At 59.7% G+C, this 19,151-nt stretch carries 18 protein-coding genes and 4 pseudogenes; 8 read left to right on the top strand and 14 right to left on the bottom strand.

Annotated features, from left to right (window positions below; translation table 11 throughout):
• Positions 1 to 71: 71 nt before the first annotated feature.
• From CYA_RS12390 to rph, 4 genes are all read right to left on the bottom strand, one after another.
• The gene (locus tag CYA_RS12390) at positions 72 to 641 is read right to left on the bottom strand and encodes a shikimate kinase (RefSeq protein WP_011431430.1); all 570 of its coding nucleotides are present in this window, start codon (positions 639 to 641) and stop codon (positions 72 to 74) included.
• A 26-nt stretch (positions 642 to 667) separates the two neighbouring features.
• Positions 668 to 1,303, bottom strand: a complete 636-nt coding sequence (locus CYA_RS12385; RefSeq protein ID WP_011431429.1) for a riboflavin synthase — start codon at positions 1,301 to 1,303, stop codon at positions 668 to 670.
• 25 nt (positions 1,304 to 1,328) lie between these two features.
• Positions 1,329 to 2,567, bottom strand: coding sequence for a response regulator (locus tag CYA_RS12380; protein WP_011431428.1), 1,239 nt, complete (start codon positions 2,565 to 2,567; stop codon positions 1,329 to 1,331).
• Between the two features lie 502 nt (positions 2,568 to 3,069).
• Positions 3,070 to 3,798, bottom strand: coding sequence for a ribonuclease PH (gene rph, locus CYA_RS12375; protein WP_011431427.1), 729 nt, complete (start codon positions 3,796 to 3,798; stop codon positions 3,070 to 3,072).
• 281 nt (positions 3,799 to 4,079) lie between these two features.
• Here rph and CYA_RS12370 point away from each other — a divergent pair, with 281 nt between their 5' ends.
• The gene (locus CYA_RS12370) at positions 4,080 to 5,492 is read left to right on the top strand and encodes a folate/biopterin family MFS transporter (RefSeq protein WP_011431426.1); all 1,413 of its coding nucleotides are present in this window, start codon (positions 4,080 to 4,082) and stop codon (positions 5,490 to 5,492) included.
• 594 nt (positions 5,493 to 6,086) lie between these two features.
• Here CYA_RS12370 and CYA_RS15775 read toward each other — a convergent pair.
• Entirely contained in the window at positions 6,087 to 6,302 is a 216-nt protein-coding gene (locus CYA_RS15775; RefSeq protein WP_346426100.1) for a hypothetical protein, read from the bottom strand.
• A 175-nt stretch (positions 6,303 to 6,477) separates the two neighbouring features.
• Between CYA_RS15775 and CYA_RS14275 the strand changes: the two are divergent.
• Positions 6,478 to 6,636, top strand: a pseudogene (locus CYA_RS14275) (transposase); the annotation flags it as partial.
• A 57-nt stretch (positions 6,637 to 6,693) separates the two neighbouring features.
• Here the strand turns inward: CYA_RS14275 and CYA_RS14270 are convergent.
• Both CYA_RS14270 and tnpA read right to left on the bottom strand, forming a co-directional pair.
• A pseudogene (locus CYA_RS14270) lies at positions 6,694 to 7,124 on the bottom strand (Mo-dependent nitrogenase C-terminal domain-containing protein).
• A 247-nt stretch (positions 7,125 to 7,371) separates the two neighbouring features.
• A pseudogene (gene tnpA / locus CYA_RS12360) lies at positions 7,372 to 7,704 on the bottom strand (IS200/IS605 family transposase); the annotation flags it as partial.
• Between the two features lie 47 nt (positions 7,705 to 7,751).
• On the opposite strand from tnpA, the gene CYA_RS14470 reads away from it, so the two are divergent.
• Positions 7,752 to 8,698, top strand: a protein-coding gene (locus tag CYA_RS14470; RefSeq protein WP_148203215.1) for an IS630-like element ISSoc15 family transposase whose coding sequence is annotated in 2 segments (ribosomal slippage) — positions 7,752 to 8,088 and positions 8,088 to 8,698 — 948 coding nt in all. Because the reading frame shifts where the segments join, the coding sequence is not laid out codon by codon here.
• Between the two features lie 15 nt (positions 8,699 to 8,713).
• Here CYA_RS14470 and CYA_RS14900 read toward each other — a convergent pair.
• Positions 8,714 to 8,866 (bottom strand): annotated as a pseudogene (locus CYA_RS14900) (IS200/IS605 family transposase); the annotation flags it as partial.
• On the opposite strand from CYA_RS14900, the gene CYA_RS12345 reads away from it, so the two are divergent.
• Complete coding sequence (locus tag CYA_RS12345) at positions 8,822 to 10,093, top strand: RNA-guided endonuclease InsQ/TnpB family protein (RefSeq protein WP_011431422.1); 1,272 nt, start codon at positions 8,822 to 8,824, stop codon at positions 10,091 to 10,093. The pseudogene CYA_RS14900 and the gene CYA_RS12345 sit on opposite strands and share 45 nt — an antisense overlap.
• Positions 10,094 to 10,197: 104 nt before the next feature.
• Here CYA_RS12345 and CYA_RS12340 read toward each other — a convergent pair whose 3' ends face one another.
• On the bottom strand, positions 10,198 to 11,307 hold the full coding sequence (locus CYA_RS12340; protein ID WP_228375356.1) for an RpoD/SigA family RNA polymerase sigma factor: 1,110 nt from the start codon (positions 11,305 to 11,307) through the stop codon (positions 10,198 to 10,200).
• A gap of 346 nt (positions 11,308 to 11,653) precedes the next feature.
• Between CYA_RS12340 and CYA_RS12335 the strand changes: the two genes are divergently transcribed.
• Complete coding sequence (locus CYA_RS12335; RefSeq protein ID WP_041438621.1) at positions 11,654 to 11,914, top strand: helix-turn-helix domain-containing protein; 261 nt, start codon at positions 11,654 to 11,656, stop codon at positions 11,912 to 11,914.
• A 332-nt stretch (positions 11,915 to 12,246) separates the two neighbouring features.
• Positions 12,247 to 12,606: a hypothetical protein gene (locus CYA_RS12330; RefSeq protein ID WP_011431418.1), complete on the top strand. Its 360-nt coding sequence runs from the start codon at positions 12,247 to 12,249 to the stop codon at positions 12,604 to 12,606.
• A 43-nt stretch (positions 12,607 to 12,649) separates the two neighbouring features.
• Here CYA_RS12330 and CYA_RS12325 read toward each other — a convergent pair whose 3' ends face one another.
• The 4 genes from CYA_RS12325 to CYA_RS12310 all read right to left on the bottom strand — a co-directional run bounded on the left by CYA_RS12325 (position 12,650) and on the right by CYA_RS12310 (position 17,241).
• Positions 12,650 to 13,327: a diacylglycerol/polyprenol kinase family protein gene (locus CYA_RS12325; protein WP_011431417.1), complete on the bottom strand. Its 678-nt coding sequence runs from the start codon at positions 13,325 to 13,327 to the stop codon at positions 12,650 to 12,652.
• A 9-nt stretch (positions 13,328 to 13,336) separates the two neighbouring features.
• Positions 13,337 to 13,654, bottom strand: a complete 318-nt coding sequence (locus CYA_RS12320) for a c-type cytochrome (RefSeq protein ID WP_011431416.1) — start codon at positions 13,652 to 13,654, stop codon at positions 13,337 to 13,339.
• Positions 13,655 to 13,918: 264 nt separating this feature from the next.
• Positions 13,919 to 15,742, bottom strand: a complete 1,824-nt coding sequence (locus CYA_RS12315) for a glycoside hydrolase family 3 N-terminal domain-containing protein (RefSeq protein ID WP_228375355.1) — start codon at positions 15,740 to 15,742, stop codon at positions 13,919 to 13,921.
• An 89-nt stretch (positions 15,743 to 15,831) separates the two neighbouring features.
• Complete coding sequence (locus CYA_RS12310) at positions 15,832 to 17,241, bottom strand: RecQ family ATP-dependent DNA helicase (protein ID WP_148203232.1); 1,410 nt, start codon at positions 17,239 to 17,241, stop codon at positions 15,832 to 15,834.
• 236 nt (positions 17,242 to 17,477) lie between these two features.
• Here CYA_RS12310 and hisB point away from each other — a divergent pair, with 236 nt between their 5' ends.
• The gene (gene hisB / locus CYA_RS12305) at positions 17,478 to 18,098 is read left to right on the top strand and encodes an imidazoleglycerol-phosphate dehydratase HisB (protein WP_011431413.1); all 621 of its coding nucleotides are present in this window, start codon (positions 17,478 to 17,480) and stop codon (positions 18,096 to 18,098) included.
• Here hisB and CYA_RS12300 read toward each other — a convergent pair.
• The gene (locus CYA_RS12300) at positions 18,081 to 18,707 is read right to left on the bottom strand and encodes a pseudouridine synthase (RefSeq protein WP_011431412.1); all 627 of its coding nucleotides are present in this window, start codon (positions 18,705 to 18,707) and stop codon (positions 18,081 to 18,083) included. The genes hisB and CYA_RS12300 overlap by 18 nt on opposite strands.
• 111 nt (positions 18,708 to 18,818) lie before the next feature.
• On the opposite strand from CYA_RS12300, the gene CYA_RS12295 reads away from it, so the two are divergent.
• Positions 18,819 to 19,133, top strand: a complete 315-nt coding sequence (locus CYA_RS12295; RefSeq protein ID WP_011431411.1) for a hypothetical protein — start codon at positions 18,819 to 18,821, stop codon at positions 19,131 to 19,133.
• The last annotated feature ends 18 nt before the right edge of the window (positions 19,134 to 19,151 follow it).

Below are 19,151 nucleotides of genomic sequence, written 5' to 3'. Positions count from 1 at the left end.
GTTGCCTGCCCCTTGCCAGGGATCCGCTCCTGGCAAGTCTAGGGATCCCAGAGGTTTGCGGATCCCTTTTTTTATCGGTTGCAAGGCGGCTGGGCTCGCAGGCGGGCGCAAATGGCCTGCCAAACCTGTTCCGCCAACTGGGACGGGCTGGCTTCTGAATGGATGGGCACCCGCACGTCGGCCTGGGCGTAGAAGGGTTCTCGCTCCTGCATCAGCCTCTGCAGGGCAGCTTGGGGATCGGGGGTTTGCAAGAGGGGCCGTTGGCCAGGATCCCGCTTTAGGCGTTGCCAAATGAGCTCAGGGGCCGCATCCAGCCAAACGGTGAGGCCGTGGTGCAGGTAGCTCCAATTTTTGGGCCGCAGCACGATGCCGCCCCCCGTAGCAACCACCAGGCGGGTGTAGCCGCTGAGCTGAGCCAGCACCTGGGTTTCCAGCTCCCGGAAGTGGGCCTCCCCCTGCTCGGCAAAGATCTGGGCAATCGAGCAGCCCGCCACCTGCTCCACCAGGGCATCGGTATCGAAGAAGGGGCGGCGCAACTGGGCGGCCAGCTCAGCTCCCAGGGTGGACTTGCCGCTGGCCATCATGCCAATCAAATAGACGGTCACGCCACGCAGGCGTTCGGCTTCTTCCGGCTGAATCATGAGATGGGCAAAGATCCGCTAGGGACTTAAACGTATCCGTGCTCGGCCAGAAACTCCAGAGAAAGGCCGCTCTCCGGCGGAGCCAGGCCCAACAATTTTTCCACATACTTGCCCAGCATGTCCGCCTCCACGTTCACCGGATCCCCCACCTGCAGCAAGGAGAGGTTGGTCTCGCGGTAGGTCTGCGGGATCACCGCCACCTTGAACCAGCAGCCCCCCTGGCGCACCTCGGCAACGGTCAGGCTGACCCCGTTGACGGCCACGCTGCCTTTGGGCACGATGTAGCGACCGATCTCCGCCGGCACCTTGAAGCTCAGCTCCCAGGCGTTGCCGGTGGCCGCTTGCTCCCACAGTTGTCCCACCCCATCGATATGGCCGCTGACGAAATGCCCCCCCAGCTTGTCTCCCACCCGCAGGGACGGCTCGAGGTTAACGGTGCGCGGGCCGGATCCCTGGCCCCAGACCGAGCGCCGCAGCGTTTCCGGCGAGACATCGGCCAAAAAGCCATCGGGCAGGATCTCCACCACCGTCAGGCAGAGGCCGTCCACTGCCACGCTGTCGCCATAAGCCAACTGCGGCTGTAGCTCTGGACAGATAACCCGTATTTGGGAAGAGGAGATCAACTGAGCTGTACCCAAACTGCGCACCAGACCCGTAAACATAGTTTCGGCCTCCTTGGCCCGCTTTCTAAGCTTTGGCCTGATCCCCAAGGGGGGCAGGGGATCCCCGCCATGGGCTGGGCGGGTTGGTTTTGGCTCCTCGGGGAGAGTAGGGGGTGTGCTCTTGCTGCTGGGCCTGGGCCAAAAGCCGCTCCACCTCGGCGACGAGCTGGCTTTCGCTAAAAGGCTTGGTCAGGTAGCCGGTTGCTCCCGACCACTTGCCGCGGATGCGATCCAGCAAACTATCCCGCGAGGTAACCATCAGGATAGGGAGAGACTTGAACTCTTCCAGGCTACGCACAATGCGGCAGAGTTCTATGCCGTCGATCCCGGGCATGGCGATGTCCATCAACAACAGGTGAGGCCGGTGCTGAAACAAAAGGGGGAGCACCTCGGCGGGGTTGCCCGTTGTGATCACGTGATATTTGGATAGGTACTGCCGCAGGATTTCTTGCATCACGACACTGTCGTCCACCGCCAAGAGGGTTGTGGGAGCGTGGCGCTTAGCCTGCAGCAGTTCTGGGGGCGTTTGCAGGCTCACCAGACCTTTTTTGGCCCAGGCAGCGAAAAGGCCGGCCACCTCCAGCCGATCCCGACACAGCTTCTTGGCAATGGCCTCTAGCGACTGGCCATCTTTGGTGAGGGCGTGTAGCTTTTGCCGCTGTTCGTCGGTAAGGCGATAGCGGTTGACCCGATCCCAGTTGACCACCGGCACCGCCAGCATGGTGGGAACGGCCACCCGCAACTCCGCCCAGCGATCGTGGCGGCGAGCCGCTTCTTGTAGCAGCGGCTCCAACTCAAACCCGCCAATGGGGGCCTCTTGGGCAACCCGTTCCTGCACTTCAAAGGAACAGGTGCCTGCCCGCTCAAAGAGATAGCGATCGAAATCGGTGAGCAGGTTGAGCCAGAGCGCGTCTTCCAGCTCACCTGGCTTGATCAGGCCCAACTGGGCGATGGCCTCTAGCAGTTCCGGCAGGGAGTTGTCTTTTATCAGCCGCTCCTGCAGCACTCGGATAGCCCGCTGCGACCATTCCAAGTTGAGGCGGGGAATAAAGCGGGATAGGCGCTTTAGCAGGATCTGAGGGTTGAGGGGCTGATCGGCGGAAAAGAGCAGTCTGCCGTAGTAGTAGGTCAGCACCCAAGGCTCCGTGCCCTCGGCGGGATCCCCCCCTTTGAGGTGGAGGTGCAGATAGCCGGTGCTAAACTGCCGACCTTGCTGCCGGAGCAGGGGCGCCAGTTCCCCCGCTGCAAACACAAAATGGGACATGGGACATCCTCCCGGCCAGCCTCTGCAGTCCAAATGCGCAGGGATTCACCTCGGCCACACACCCAAGCTTGCAGAGGCAGCCGTGATTCACGGCTGCTTCATCTCATTATCGTCTCTTTACCAAAAAGAAACACAAGAGGATAGCTTGGTAGCCCCGTACTTGAGTGCGGGGCGAAAAAGCCCTTGAGCCACTTTAGTTGCTTCTTTGTTATATAGGTTATATAGAGCTTCTCCAGGAAAACAACCTACTGCGGTGCAAAACCGGCGCGGCAATAACTAACCTGGAGGAACTTCAGTCCGAAGTAAGCAGAACTTTGAGGTTATGCCTCAAAGGACTGTCTAGGGGTGTCTTGACAGCGCCTTCGCGAGTCCATTTTGGGCTGCGTAAGAATCCCCTGGGTGGGAGTGTCAAAGGCAGAACTCTGGGAACCCTACCAGCAGCCGCCCGACCGGAACCGCTGCAAGGCTCAGGCTGGGCTCGCGGCTGCAACAATCCCGTCGGCTACAAGTTTAGAGTCTCTCGCTGGGCCCGGAGCAATTCTTGGATGCCGGCCTGGGCCATATCCAACATTTGCAACAGTTGCGAGCGGTCGAAGCAGCCGGCTTCGGCGGTGCCCTGAATCTCGATCAAGGCTCCCTGCTCGTTCATGACAATGTTCATGTCCACTTCCGCTTGGCTGTCCTCCTCGTAGCACAAATCCACCAGCACCTCGCCTCGCACGATCCCCACCGAAAGGGCTGCCACCTGCTGCCGCAAGGGGGATCCCTGCGCCGGATCCAGCAGCCCCTGTTTGTAAAGCCAAGTGATGGCGTCGTGCAGGGCCACATAGCCACCGGTGATGGCGGCGGTGCGCGTGCTGCCATCGGCCTGCAGGACGTCGGCATCGACAGTGATGGTGCGGGATCCCAGCTTGTGGAAATCCAAGGCGGCGCGCAGGCTACGCCCGATGAGCCGTTGGATCTCGGCGGTGCGGCCTGAGACTTTTAGCGTCTCTCGCGGCTGGCGCTGTTGGGTGGCGGTGGGCAGCATGCGGTACTCCGCTGTCAGCCAGCCTTGGCCGGTGTTCTGCAAAAAGGGGGGGACTTCTTCGGCCACACTGGCGGTGCAGAGGACATGGGTATCGCCAAACTTCACCAGCACTGAGCCCGGAGCGTAGCGGGTGAAGTGGCGCTGAAAGGAAATCGGGCGCAATTGGGCAGCCGTGCGACCATCGGGGCGTTGCCAGCTCATGAGCAGTTCAAAAAAGGATCCCTCGCATTGTCAGTCATGTTCGCCCGAGGCAGCTCACGGCTTGGAATCTCTACAGAAGTGCCGCCGGCGCCTTGACAGGCGGGGGTCTGGAGGATCGCAGCCGTGGGCCGGTTGGGCAGGTTACAGTTGAGCAGGTTACACTGTAAAGAAGTTCTTAACTCTCATTTCCTGCTGTTGCTATTGTTGCGGCAAGACAATGCTGCAAGAGCAGTCCTACGGGACAACGGCCAAGACAGGAAGCGACAAGGACAAGATTGCCCATGCTTCACCTCCTGCTGCAACAGCTGCGCCGATCCACTTTGGATCCCCTGCAAGAGATCTGCTGGACGCCGGAACTGATCGGGATCCTGCTGGTGTACTTTGTGCAGGGGGCGGTGGGGCTGGCGCGGCTGGCCACCAGTTTTTACTTGAAGGATAGCCTGGGCCTGGGGCCGGCGCAGACGGCGGCGCTGATGGGCTTTGCCGTCATTCCCTGGACCCTCAAGCCTCTTTACGGCCTCCTCTCCGATACGCTGCCGCTGGCAGGCTACCGCCGCCGTCCCTACCTCTTGCTCTCCGGGCTGCTGGGGTGTGGGGCTTGGCTAGGGATGGCCCTGTGGGCGCCAACGGCTGAGTTGGCGATGCTGTGGATGGTTTTGGGATCCCTGGCGGTGGCGGTGGGGGATGTCATTGTGGATTCGCTGGTGGTGGAGCGGGTTCACGGCAGCGACTGGGCGGGGACGGGCACGCTGCAGTCTTTGTCCTGGGGGGCGACGGCGCTGGGATCTCTGCTCACGGCCTATGCCGGAGGGGCACTCCTAGCCCACTATCCCCCCCAGGTGGTGTTTGGGCTGACGGCCTTGTTGCCGCTGCTGATCGCCCTGGCGGCTTGGGTGATTGTGGATCAGCCGGTGGCCTGCTCCTTTGGCTGGGATCCCTTGCGGCAGCAGGTGGGACAGGTGTGGCGGGCGCTGCGGCAACCCAGCATTCTCTTGCCGGTGTTGTTTGTCTTTATCTGGCAGGCAACCCCCAGCGCCGACGTGGCCCTGTTTTATTTTTTTACCAGCGATCTCGGCTTTGGGCCGGGGTTTTTAGGCCAGGTGCGGCTGGTTACCAGCGTCGCCAGCTTGGTGGGGGTGGCGATCTTTCAGGTGTATCTGCGGCGGATCCCGCTGCGGCCTCTATTTGGCTGGATGACGGTTCTCTCGGCAGGGCTGGGCCTAACCAGCCTCATTTTGGTCTATCACCTCAACCGGGCCTGGGGCATCGACGATCACTGGTTTAGTCTGGGGGATAGCCTGGTGCTGACGGTGGCAGGGCAGATTGCCTTTATGCCGGTGTTGGTCTTGGCTGCCCGCCTCTGCCCGCCGGGAATCGAAGCTACCCTCTTCGCCTTGCTGATGTCGGCTTTTAACCTGGCGGGGTTTCTCTCTCAAGAGTTGGGATCCCTGCTCATGCACGCGCTGGGGGTAACCGAGAGCGATTTCAGCCATCTGGGGCTGCTGCTGCTATTGACCAACCTGTCCACCCTCTTGCCCCTGCCGCTTTTGGGCTGGGTGCCGGAAGGGGGAGCAGATCTGGAGGCGGAAGCCCACGCTTCTCTCGAAGCCTTTTTGCAGGAGGTGCGCGCGGAAGAGGCCGAGGCAGGGATGGAGGCAATCCCTTTGGGACAGACGGACATCACCTATTCTTGAGGGGCTGGCTGCCAATCAGACGCACTCCTAGAGGCACCCCTCACCCCCAGCTCTTCTCCCAAAGGGAGAGAGGAGCTAGAGGTGGAGACGGCGTTCGGCTTCGCCATGCTTGAGTGCGAACTATCAATTGAGACTCCCACCGCCTAAAGGCGGGGGATGCTTACGCAGTCCACAAAAGAACTCGCAACGGCGTTGTCAAAGCGCCTCTAGACAGTTCCTGAAGGCAAAGCCCCAAGGTTCTGCTGACTTTCTTAAGCAGGTTGGCGGCAGCATTTGCCTCAGCGTTGACCAACCACCCCTTTGCCGTTTGGTACAGGCCCCGCTTGATACGCTTTCCAGAGGGTCTCCACCCGTCGGGTTTTTCACCATAATTAGGTAGCTCATCTCCATCTAGGATCTAGGAAGCTTGCCTGCGAGCTGTACGCTTCCTCTACCTCAATAAACTCCATGCCATAATGCCAACATAATTGCGCGATACGCTCCTTGAACCGACCTGTTGGGATGAAAACAAAGTTTTGGTTAAAACCGCATTCTTATTTTTGTTCTTTGTTCCAACCGAAGAGGATTCTCCCAATTGAGTGGTGTAAACAGAAGTCAATGACCTTGCCCGCAGCTTTGTGGACCGCATTCTCCGGTTTCCGTAATTCGACGAAGCTTTTGCAACCAAAACCCTCGCAGCTTGTGAGTCTTGAGCCTAGCCAGCTCCTTGTTGTGCCACTGGTTGAAGGACTTGACTTTGCGGCCACCAATGATGAAGCTATGTCCTAAGTTGCTAACGCACGTAAGCCAGTTGTTGACTCCGTGGTCAATTGCTAGAGCTTTTCCCGGATCCAGCGATTGGGGCTGGGCAGGCTTAGCATAGCTCCACTCTAGCTACAGACTTACAGGTCTGTTGTGCGGCGGAAACATACATTGCGATAAAGTGCTTGTTTTGGGTTCTCGCCATCTCAGCGCAAAGCTCACCATAGCTTGCCCATCGCTTCGTAAAGCATTCAAAAGTAGAGCTTCTAAATATTTAAGGCAGGAGTTTGCTAACCTGCGAAAACTGCCTAGCGTTTGGAGCAGAAGTTATTGTTTCTGTACCGCGGGGAATGCTAGGGCTGAGGTAATTCAAAACTATATCAACGGCCCACATCATGGGTAAGCGACTAAAGTGGCTAGCGGGCTTTTCCGCCCTGCACTAAAGTGCGGGGCTACCAAGCTATCCTTTTGTGTACTGGCTGATGTCTTCCCCGGCTTCTGCCAGGAAGGAGAGGGCACGGCAGCGCAAGGCCACCACCTGGTCGTAGAGAGGGTTGAGCTTGCACATGGGGGGATGTGCATCACCTTGCGGCCAAACAGCACCACCTCCCGCTCAAAGGGGCACTGGCCGGGGATCATACGGCACAAGAAGCGGGCTACCTTCGCGTCGCAGACTTGGATGCCGTCCAGCCACTTCTGCAAGGGAGCCAAAAGGTCGGTATAGCCGCTCTCGGCCTGAGCCTCTGCCGGCAATGGCGAGGTGGCGCCCTTATTGACCAGCGTGGCCCCGAGCAGGTGGAGCTGGGGAAGCTCCAGTCCGAAGGCAGCGGCCAATTGGTGCAACAGACGGTCCTCCGGCTCGGAATATACCCCGTCGGCAACGGCTGTCATCACCGCCGTGCGCAGGAAATCTTCCCGCAACTCCCGCTGCAGCTGGGCCGCCAGCTCCTCTCAGGGGAGAGGGGAGCGAGATCTTTCCCCTGGTCTTCCGGCCAGTCGAAGCGGATGAGATCTTCGATAAGTCGCTGCTCCTCGAGGCTATATTCTCCATCAGAACCTCCGGGGTACTCCCGCCACAGCGCAGCTTGGCGGGCTGGAGGATAGGCGGTGAGACGAAGGGGTTCAATGCTCCTGAGTCTCACAATCTGGGCGTTGCCTGCTGCTCGACATACTTCTTCAACTCCTCAACGGTGACCCCACCACAAGAGGCAACAAAATAGGTCCCTGCCCAAAATACAGGCTTGCTGTAGAACCGTGCCACCTCTGTGACGAACTCTTTGCGAATCAACCGGCTGGAGACTGTTTTCAGGTTGTTCACCAGCTTTGAGACCTGGACATCCGGCGGAAAACTCACCAACAGATGCACATAATCCGCCTCACCGTTGAACTCCACCAAGGAACAGCGCCACTTTTGGCAGGTCGCTCGAAATATATCTTCCAGCCTCTGCAACATTGGAGCAGTTACAGCCTTTCAATTTAAAATAGGGTACAGGTATTCAAGAGGAAGGAGAGAAAGGAATGCCGACTCATTCTTTGGATTTGCGGCAAAGAGTTGTAGCAGCCTACCAGGCAGGTAACACCTCCATCCGCCAGGTAGCTAAACGCTTCATGGTTACCAAAAGAACAGTACACCGCTGGGTGCGACAGTACCAACAAACTCAAGATTTAGCTCCTAAGAAAGCAGGCACCAAGCGAGTGGGCATTTTGGAACAACATCGGCAGGAAGTGATGGCAATTATTACAGAACACCCAGACTTCTACCTGTGGCAGTATCAAGAACTGTTGCGCGAGCGCTTAGGAATCAATGTAAGCATCGTCACGATACATAATTTCTTGAAAAAGCAAGGAATGACTCTAAAAAAAAGACCTACCGCAGTGCAAAAGTCAAAGAAGAGGAGGTGCAAAGGGAACGACTAGCTTATAGTCAAGAAGTCAGGAATATTCCAGCGGAGGATTTGATTGCCATCGACCAGACGGCAGTCTGGGAGGGAATGGAGCGGAGAGTATCTCGGAGTTTACGTGGTCAAAGGGCTTATCATTATCGTCAGAGATACAAGGGTGAAAAGTATACGGTTATTGGAGCTATTTCCTTGAGAGGTGTAGTTGGCTGTCGTGTCATCAAGGGTGGGATGAAGAAAGGAGACTTTTTGGAGTTTTTGAGAAGCGAGCTATGTCCGAAGCTAGATGCGAGGAAGGTTGTGATTATGGACAATTTAAATATCCACAAGAGTCGGGAAGTTGAGGAATTGATTAGGGGTACAGGAGCACGAATCCTATACCTGCCTGTGTATGCGCCGGAGTTGAATCCCATTGAGATGATGTGGTCGGTGTTGAAGCATTTTATTCGGCAGCTTTGCAGAATTGGGAAATATAGCATGGAGCAGATAGTGAAGACTTCTTTACTACTGATCAATCCATCCTCCTTCCGAAGTTGGTTTGCTAAGTGCTGCTATTGTACCCCTTGAGCCCTTAACAGGCTGTATCACCCGACGACGGTACTTTGTCACCAGCACCAAGTGGATTTGTAGGCTGTAAACAGAACGATGGCCTATGTTGTAGCTCGTTGCGCTAAATGCTAGAACCGTCTCATGATTATCACCTACGAGTACCGGATCCTGCCCAGCGACGACCAAGCCGCTCTGATGACCGAGTGGCTGGAATTGTTGCGGCGGCAGTGGAACGACGCTCTGGGGCAGAGACTAGACTGGCTGACCGCAACCTGTTGCCCAATTGACCGTTGCAGTCTTGTCTCTTGTCCGTTGCCTGTGTCAGAAGCTCCGCTGGAGCCGAATTATTATCGGCAGGCCGGATCCCTCAAACAAATCAAGCAACTGTTCCCGGCCTACCGGGGCATTTACGCCGAGGTGCTGCAGCAAAACTTGATGCGGCTGGACAAGGCGTGGAAAGCGTGGCAGGTGCCGGATAGCACAGGCAAGCGGCGGGGGCGGCCCCGCTTCAAAAAAGCGGGGGAGTTGAGATCCTTCACATTCCCCCGCATCAATTGCCCCAAGGCGGGAGCGCATCTGGAAGGGGAGACTCTGCGGCTGAGCAAGATTGGCTCGATGCCTGTGGTGCTGCACCGCCCCTTACCAGAGGGGTTCGTGCCCAAAACCTGCACAGTGGTGCGCAAGGCCGATGGGTGGTATGTCTGCATCACCTTGGAGGACAAAAGCGTCCCTTCCCCAGAGCCTGTGCCGATCAAAAAGGCGGTGGGCATTGATGTGGGATTGGATAGGTTTCTCACCACCAGCGATGGGGAGGTGGTGCCTATCCCGCGGTACTACCGCCAAGCTCAAAAGCACTTGGCCCGACAGCAGCGGCAACTGAGCCGCAAGGTGAAGGGGTCCGCCAACTGGAAGAAACAGGCCACGAAAGTTGCTTGTTTGCAGTTGCACGTTGCCCGACAACGCAAAGCGTTCCACTACCAAGTGGCGCACTGGCTGGTGGGGCAATACGACCTGTTGGTGGTGGAGGATCTCAACGTCCGAGGGCTGGCACGGACTCGGTTGGCTAAATCGATTTTGGATGCGGCCTGGGGACGATTTCTTGACATTCTGACAGCAGTGGCGGTCAAACGCGGCAAACAGGTGTTGAGAGTGGATCCCCGTGGTACGTCCCAAAATTGTTGTGTTTGTGAGGAGCGTGTTCCCAAGACCTTGTCGGAACGGGTGCATGATTGCCCCCGTTGCGGGTCGTGGGACAGAGACTTGAACGCTGCTATCGAGATTTTGAAGCGAGGACTCAGGGCGGTGGGACTGCCGCTCTCTGGCTGTGGAGGATCCTGGTTTACCAGTCCGTTGAAGCAGCAACTCCGGGAAGTGATTCTCGGAAGCTCCCGTCTACAGCCCGTCAGGGCTTAGCGGGAGAGGATGTCACTTTAGGGGGCTGCAAGGCAGATCCCAAGGGCTGAAAACCCGTCTCGCGCGGGGATCCCCGCCCGAACCCCGGGAGGCTGCGGCAAAAGCTAGCGAATGTACTGGGCCAAAGCCCGCGAAGGATGGCCTAGGCGCAGCTTGCGCAGAGCATCCCGCTCGATCTGGCGAATCCGCTCCCGCGTTAAGTTAAAGTGATCCCCGACTTCTCGCAGAGTTCTCGCCCTTTGCCCATCCAGCCCATAGCGCAGCTCCAGCACCTGCCTCTCGATGGGCTTCAGGGCCTGCATGGCAGAACGCACATCTTGCCGCAGAGATTGCACGAGGATCTCTTCAAAGGGTTGCTCCTGCCGCTCATCCGGCAGCAAATCCCCCAGGCGGCTTTCCCCTTCCTGGCCAACCGGCACATCCAACGACAGGGGCAAAGCGGCAGCCTGCTGGATCATGCGCAACTTCTTAACCTTGATGCCCAGCGCCTCCGCCAGTTCGGCTTCTGTGGGCCGTCGCCCTCGGGCTTTCATCAGCTCGCGGTTGGTGCGCTTGAGCAGACGCACTTTGTCCACCATATGCACCGGCAGGCGAATCGTCCGGGCTTGGTTGGCAATGCAGCGGGTAATGCCCTGGCGAATCCACCAGTGGGCATAGGTGCTGAAGCGAAAACCTCGTTCGGCATTGAATTTCTCAGTGGCCCGAATAAGACCCATGTTGCCCTCTTGGATCAAGTCCAAAAAGGGCACCCCCCGGTTGAGGTACTTCTTGGCCACACTGACCACCAGGCGCAGGTTGGCGTTGATTAGCTTGCGCTGAGCCTGTTCCCCTTGGCGGATGCGGGAGCGCAGGGTAGACACAGGAATCTGCAGGGCTGCTGCCAGTTCCTCATCGCTGGGATCCTGCCCCCACTGTTGCCGCCATTCCCTGCGGGCCTGATCGATGAGCAGCTTCTGCTGAATTTTGCGCGACAGCTCGATCTCCTCCGCGTGATCGATGCGGGGCACCCGACCAATTGTATTCAAGTAGTGATCGACGGCGTCTTCATTCAGCCGCAACCCGCTGGCGCCCGGCTCTAGGTCGGCCTCTGCAGCCGGATCCTGAGAGGCAGACTCGGCCTCAAGCCAGAGATCGTCGAGCTCCTGGCGGGACGAGGCAATGTTTTCAGGATGAGGACGAGAGAAAACCACGGCCAAGTGAGGAGAAAACGTCACCTCCTAGTCTAGAAAAGTTTCTCCCCCTGGCGCGAGCGAAAATCGATCATGGCCCTCTTTTTTGCCCGGAAATTTTTCCGGCTGGGTGCGGGAGTGGCAGGGATCCCATCTGCCAAGTTCTCGCCGGCAGCGCATCCTGCGCGAAAACATCCATAAGCGATTTTCGATCTAGACCTTGTGTAAGATATTCAGGAGACAGCTAGCTCGCCTGCTGTCGAGCAGGCTCCCACAGGTTCTATAAAGTGGAAGAGGAGGGGTAGCCTTGCCAGCATAGGCTACCATGGGGCGCCGCGGGAGCCATCGGCTTCCTCAGTCTGGAAAAGAATATTCACAATCTCTTGCTCCTATGGAGTCTAACCTCAACCAGCACCCTCCATCGGCCAACTTGATCGGAGAGCGGGTGCGCTGGGTAAGGGAGAAGCTGCAACTGACCCAAGATCAACTGGCGGGTCGCCTGGCTAAGTACGGCGTGCAGTTGGACTACGTCAAGATCGGCCAGGTGGAAAAGGGCAAACGGCGCGTCATCGACAAAGAGCTGGTGGCTTTTGCCAAGGCGCTGGGTGTCTCGGTTACCTGGCTGCTGAGCGGCGACGAATCTCACCTGTAGCGCCTCCGGGCAAGCACCATGTAACAGTTATTCAAGATCCCTGTCATTGTGCGTGAAAGCCCGCAAATAATTTTGCGCTTTGACCCTATCTTCGTCCAAGCATACGTGTAAATACTGATAACATCCTCCATAAGTCTGCCTGCCCAAGCCAAGCCTTGTCTCTGCCTCAACTCTCCTAAGGGACAGGAGAGATACACTCCTTGCCCTGTGAAAGGTACGGGCTTTCCCAAAAGGGATCCAGATCACTGGCGGCTTCACAGCTTTATCTAAGCTTGATATTGTAAAGTTAGTGTAAGACGACCCTCTTTTCTCTGCCTGTGTGAGGTTGACGGATGCTCTCTTTCTTTTTCAGCCGTTTCAACGGCGCCAACAGTCGGCAAAGCGGAGCCCATCGGGTTCTCGCCAGCAAAGCCACCAGCGCGCAGCGGATCCCGAATCGCATGTCTGCTCCCCACAAGGTGCTCAAGCAGGAAAGGCAAATGCAGCGGGAGCAGGAGTTCGCCGAGATGGAGCAAAACATCAGCCGCATCCATTACTTTTACCGGAAGGCAGACATGCCCCTGGAGATGCGGCAGCTCCTCACCTATCGCAAGCTGATGGAGCTGGACTACTTTACCCCCCAGGCAGCGAAAGAGCTGATCAGGCAGTGGCAGCAACAAGAAGAGCGAGAACAAGAACGCCGCGGGGCCTAGAAGTCGCTTCCGCGCCAAACCCGTCACAGTAGTAGCAACTCCGCTACAGGTACAGTTCGTCCAGAAGCTGCAGCAGGGCAAAGCAGAGCCCGGCGCTGGCCAAAGGCACGGTCAGGTTATCCAGCCCCCACCAAGAGAAGACCTCTAGGCCCATGGCCAGGCCTCCCACCAAGAGGCTGATGGCGAGCAAGGAGGGAGAAAAGCCGAAGTACCCCAGCAGCAGCGCCGCAATCACCAAGCTGCTCACTGCCCACATGGTCAGGGATCCCTCCCAACTTTTTTGAAGGGATCCCAGTTGATAGAGGTGCTTGCCCCAAGTTTTGCCCACCAAGCCCGCCAGCGCATCGGCCCAGGTCATCACCAAAATGCCAATCACCGCGAATACCTGTCGCTGCGGCAGCCAAAACCAATACAGCAACAGGCCAATGCTGACAGCATAGAAGAAAGTGCCGAAGCTACGCCGCCCGACCCCATTCAAGCTAGGCAAAATAGCCACCCGGTAGGAGAGCAGCGCCAGGCCGGCAAACACCAAGGAAAACCCCACCCCAAGCCAGCGGGGCACCTGCAAGGCCCAGGCCAGCAGAATGATATTGCCCACACCGATATGGACGACTTTGCGCACCCATTCCCCATCCACCTGTCGGGAGCGCAGCCATTCCGCAAAGGCAAATACGGAGGCCAGCCAGAGAGCGTAGCAAGCAAGCTGCTGGGTCAGGCCCATGAGCTGGCCTCAGAGGGTTTTCAAGTAGCTGAGCAAATCTGCCATCTCCTGGGGATCCGGCTGAAACTGGGGCATAGGCGGAGTTTTGCCACTGGTTACCTGATGAATGATAAACCGGTCGGAGCGGCGGTTGCTAACTCCCCGCAGGCTGGGGCCAACTCGGCCATCGGCTTCTTCTCCATGACAGGCGGCACAGTTGAGGGCAAACAACGAAGCACCATGGCTGGGCTGACCCTCTAGGCTGAGGACGGCTTTAGTGTAAGGATCCAGCCCAGCTCCTGCAGCCAGCCAAATCCAGGTGAGGATTGCCAGACCCACAACAGCCAAGCCCAGTCCAAGCTTTGTCGCCCAGCGCCCTGACAGCAGCGCTTGCAAAGAGTGGAGGAACGGTTGCGGACGCTGCGGGGAGGTTCGCTCAAGCTCACACTCACCGTCACCAGAGGGGCGAGAACTGCCCGATCCAGCGATGTCTGAGAGGAAGGAAGGCACAGACAACCCTGAGAGAAACCGTTTCAATAGTTTACATTTCCATCAATACGATAGCTCAGGGGCCCCTTTCTGCCAACAATCTGCAATGGTATTTACTTTTTCTTAATTATTTGTCGATGCTGGCTGAGGCTCGGGTTTCTCCGGGATGAGCCGGTGGGGAAACAGACGCTGCATAGCTTCTGCCTGGGCCCAGGGATCAGGATTGAGGCTGTGGATGGCGTTGGCCCACTGAAAGTGCGCCTGCAGGCGTCGGTAGAAGGATAAGTTACCATAAACGACGACGGCTGCCACCCGCTCTCGTTGTTGTTGCAGCCAATCCAGCACATAGTTGGGCAAAGGCTCCTCGACAAAGGCCTGGAAGATCAGTTGGCCGGCGCTGCCCAGGGCCGTCTCCAGCAAGCTCAAAGGGGTGAGAGGATGGCTGAGCAAAGGAGAGAAGCCGAGGCCGGCGGGAATGCTGAGGGCGGGAGAGGCCGCCGATAGCCCTGCTGTCTCAGCGCCAGGGGCGAGATCTTGCCAGATCCAGTTCCAACTGCCGGGGGGAGCGGGCAGGGGCAAAGCCTGGCCGCCTGTCACGCCGCCGCGGGCCATGGCAGCTTGACAGGGAGCAATATCCTGCTCGGCCAAGAGGGATCCCAACCGGGCGACTCTGGGCAGAGGCGGACGTGTGCCGAACAGCTTGGCTAGAGGTGAGTCCTTGGCGAGGGGATCTCCCAACAGCAGGGGTTTCAGTTGCTCGTCGGAAAAGCCGCGGCAGAGGGCGGGGTCGGTGGGGTCTTTAGCCCCCATCCAGCCGGGAACCAGGCTGAAATCCGTTTCCGCCAGGGCCGGCCACACTTGCTTGAGCAGGGCGGAGGCGGAGGGGAAAAGCCGCTGCTTGGCCCGCAGCACCCGCGTCACCGATTGGGCAATGGCCTGGGCGTCCAGGGATCCCTGCCGCACAGCTTCCACAATGGCTGTGACGGCCGCCACTGGGTCGGGAGGGGCCAAAAGGAGGTCGGCGCCGGCCTGGAGGGCCCGCACCGCCAGCAGGTGGGGAGAGGAGCCGACGCCAACGGCCAGCTCGTCCAAGAAGCCCTGATCGAGGCCCTCTGCCACAATTAGTCCACTAAACCCCCACTCTTGGCGCAGCAGTTGGGTCAGCCGCCCCGGCAAAAAAGAGATCGGCCAGCGCTCGTCCCACTCGGGAAGCACCACTGGCGCAACCGAGATGGCTCCCACCTGCTCCACCAAGCTGCGGAACGGCAGCCAGAGTCCTGCTTGCAGCTTGTCCAAGCTGAGGCTCAGGCGAGGACACCAGGGGTCAGCAGTTGGCTTTAGCAACAGCAGAGGGTTGGCCCGCCCCTCTGCCCAGCCCTGGCCGGGGAAGGCTCTGGCGGTGGTTAGAATCCCCTCCGGAACCGCTTGCTCGCAGCCGCGCACAAAGGCCCGCGCCAGTTGCAACGCCAGCTGTGGCTCCTCCGCCAGCGCCAGCTCTGCTGGGCCTTGCCCCAGGGGCTCCGCCACCGGGCCCAGCAGCCAGTTAATGCCGATGGCCGCCGCCTCCCGCGCCGTGATCCTTCCCCACTGTTCCGCCCAGCGCTCGGCTTCGGATCCCAGGCGGCTCAGGCCCAGGGGGTGGGGGAAAGAAGTGGCCCCCTGTAGGGCCAGGCCGCGACTGGCCTCGGCTGCCACCAAAAGGGGCAGGGCAGCCCAAGACTGCGCCTCCTCGATCAGCAGCAGGGCCTCTGCTACATGGCCCTCAGTAATCCAGAGGCCCCCGATCCCCACCTCTTGGATCAGTCGCTTGAGGATCTCGCGGGGAGGAGACTGGGATCCCAAACGGGCCGAGACCGGCACCACCAGCAGTTGCGCCACCTGCCGTGCTAAGGACAAGGGCTGCTCAAGGGCAGCGACCGGGGATCCCGAACCACTCATGGACACCATCAGCAAGGGGAAAGCGAGGGGATCCTATCCTTTGCGAAAACGCCGGGCAAGCGCAAAGATCCTAACCCCTCTGCCGGCTGCCGAAACCATCAACGCCTTTGGGCAGCCCGGCAGCGATCGCAGGTGCCGCAGGGCAGGCCGGGCTGGTTCTCAGGGTAGCCAAAATGCCGCAGGATCACCTGCCAGCGACAGCTGCGGCTGTGGATGAGGTCGTCCATCCCCCGCCAGGGATCCTGCCGCGGCGGCGGCTGCCAGTGGCGGTGCAGCACCTGGAAGTGAAAGGGATCTGGCCAGTGCAGACAGCCCATCTCCTGCAGCAGGCCCAGGGCCACCCGCGTCTCCCCGGGGGGCAAGTCGGCATAGGATCCCTGGGGGGGCAGAGTTGTCAGCAAACGCCGCGCCTGGGCCAGCAGGCGCTCCTGCTGGGAATAGAAATAGGCTTGGCGCTGGCGATCGGTGGGATCCAGCAGGCCCGTCGGCTCCGAGACCAACATCAGGGCCCGGCAGGGGCCGCCATCCCGCCCACCCCGCCCCACCTCCTGCAGGTAGTCCATCAAATTGGGGGGCGGGTGAAAGTGCAGCACCCAGCGCACGTCCGGCTTGTTGACGCCCATGCCGAAGGCGTTGGTACAGACCAAAAAGCGCAGCTCGCCCTCCAGCCAGGCCCGTTCCAAGCGCCGGCGGGATCCTGCTTCTAGGCCGCCGTGGTAGGCAGCGGTTTTTTGGTGGTGGCGGCCCAGCCACTCGGCCAGCTCCTCCCCATCCCGCCGCGTGCGCACGTACACCAGGCCCGAGCCGGGGTTTTCGACTAGAAAACGCAGCAGACGCCGACGGCGATCCGCCGGGCTCCAGGCCACCTCCACATTGAGGGAGATATTGGCCCGCAGGGGATCGGCGCGAATGCACTCCGGATCCCGCAGCTTGAGGATGTGGCGCAGGCGGCTGAGGGTTTCGGGATCGGCGGTGGCAGTAAAAGCGGCGATGGGAAAAGCAGGCTGGCCCAGGGCAGGGCGCACCAATCCCAGACGGGGGTAGTCGGGCCGGAAGGATCCCCCCCAGTGCACCAAGGTATGCGCCTCGTCGACGATGAGGCCGTTGAGGGACACCTGCTGCAGCCGCTTCCAGACCGGCGGGCTAAAGAGGGTTTCCGGCCCTAGATACAGGAGGCGCAGCCGGTTCCCTTCCAAAGCCCGCAACACCCGCTTGCGCAAAGCCGGATCCAGCTCGCTGTGCAGACAGGCTGCCGGCAGACGGCGCCTCCAGAGATCCTGCACTTGGTCTTCCATCAAAGCAATCAGGGGCGAGACCACCAGGGTCAGACCTGTCTGCAGCAAGGCCGGCAGTTGAAAACACAGGGACTTGCCGAAGCCCGTTGGCAGCACTACTAGGGCATCCCGCTTCTCCAGCAAGGCGCGGATCACCTGATCCTGAGGGGGGCGCAGCGCCTCGTAGCCCCAGTACTGCTTGAGGGCAGATTGAACCTGCTGCCAATCCTGCAAAGCCACCCCCTTGTTCAACAACCTCTCTGGGCAATCTACAGCATCTATTGGGAGCCCTGCAGCAGAGGCCCGGCCAGGGAGGTCGGGGGTGAGGAGCTGCCGCCAACCTTTTTGCTTCCGGGATCCCCTTGCCAGCAGGGAAGCGGCCATCTCCGCCGCGGCTGGGAAGCTGTCGAGAGCGACAGGCTTGTGCGATTCTAGAGTTGGGACTTCCTGGCTGCCTCGATACCCTTCCCATGACTGCCCTAAACTCCACGTGCTCGCTCCAGCCCAGAACGGCTTTTGTTCAGCGTCGCACAGCAGAGACGGATGTGCAGGTTCGCCTTAGCCTGGACGGCAAAGGGCAGCATGAGATCGACACCGGGATCCCCTTCTTGGACCACATGCTGGCCCAGCTCAGCACCCATGGGCTGATCGACCTCCAGATCAAAGCGGTGGGGGATCTGCACATCGACGACCACCACACCAACGAAGATGTGGGCATCGCGCTGGGACAAGCCCTAGCCCAGGCGCTGCAGGATCGGCGCGGCATTTACCGCTTTGGCCACTTTTGGGCGCCTTTGGATGAGGCCTTGGTGCAGGTGGTGCTGGACTTTTCCGGGCGCCCCCACCTCAGCTACGGCCTGGAGCTGACCGTCGAGCGCATTGGCCGCTACGAAACCCAGTTGGTGCGGGAGTTCTACCAGGCAGTGGCCAACCACGCCCAGATGACCTTGCACATTCGCCAGGCGGCTGGCCTCAATGCCCACCACATTGTCGAAGCCAGTTTCAAGGCCTTTGCCCGCGCCCTGCGCATGGCCGTAGAACGGGATCCGCGCCGACAGGATGGGATCCCCAGCTCAAAAGGTGTTCTGTAGACTTAACCTCCGCCCGAGCAAGGGACAGCGCGACTGGCCAAAACAGTAGTGCCGCAAGCGGGCCAACTCCGCCTCGCTGAGCTCCTGCCACTGGCCAGGGGCCAGCCCCTGCAGCGAGAGGGGCCCCAGCCCCACTCGCACCAATCTCAAGGTTGGAATGCCGACAGCGGCGGTCATGCGGCGCACCTGGCGGTTGCGACCCTCCCGCAGCATCAGCTCCAGCCAGGTGGTGGGGATGGAGCGGCGAAAGCGGATGGGCGGATCCCGCGGCGGCAGCTCCGGCTCCTCGGCTAGCACTCTAACCTCAGCCGGCCGGGTCTTTCGCCCCTGAATGACCACTCCCTCTTGCAACTGCTGCAGGGCCTGGGGCGTGGGGATCCCTTCCACCTGCACCCAGTAGGTGCGCTCGTGGCCGAACTTGGGATCGATCAGGCGGGCGTTGAGGCGGCCATCGTCGGTGAGCAGAAGCAGACCTTCGCTATCGCGATCCAACCGCCCCACCGGATAGACCTTGGGCACCGGGATGAAAGACTTGAGGGTTGGCCGCCCCTGCCGGTCGGTAAATTGGGTGAGCACGCCGTAGGGTTTGTAAAACTTGAGGTAGCGCATGGCAAAAGTGTGGATCCCGTCTTTTAAGATTGGGCAGAGCAGCTTCAACGGTAAGATCAAGCCTTGGGCGCGGCGTTTTCCGTTGGCAGCAGAGTTTGACGGATCTCACTCATGACGATAGACAACACTCTACTCTGGGTTTTAATTGGAACGGCGGGGCTCTCCCTTCTCAGTCTGGTGTACGTGTGGGTGGATGAGGGGATCAAACGACGCCGTTACGAGCGGCAACAGCAAAAAGAGGCTGCCCAAGCCGCTGCCGCTGCCCCCGAGCCCACCGCCACAGAGCCAAAAGCCGAGCTCGAACCCTCCGCCTCTCTCCAGGAGGCAGAGGTAGCGCCTAATACACCCAATGCCTCAGCCGCTACCTCCGAGCCGCTTGCCGATACCGCTGCTAGAACAGAGGAGACGCCGGAGGCCACCCCTTGAAGCTGCTCTTCCCCCGTT

It is taken from the genome of Synechococcus sp. JA-3-3Ab (assembly GCF_000013205.1).
In the GTDB taxonomy this organism is placed as follows: Bacteria; Cyanobacteriota; Cyanobacteriia; order Thermostichales; family Thermostichaceae; genus Thermostichus.
The sequence above is the reverse complement of the archived record's forward strand: the minus strand, read 5'-3'. Positions and strand labels throughout refer to the sequence as shown.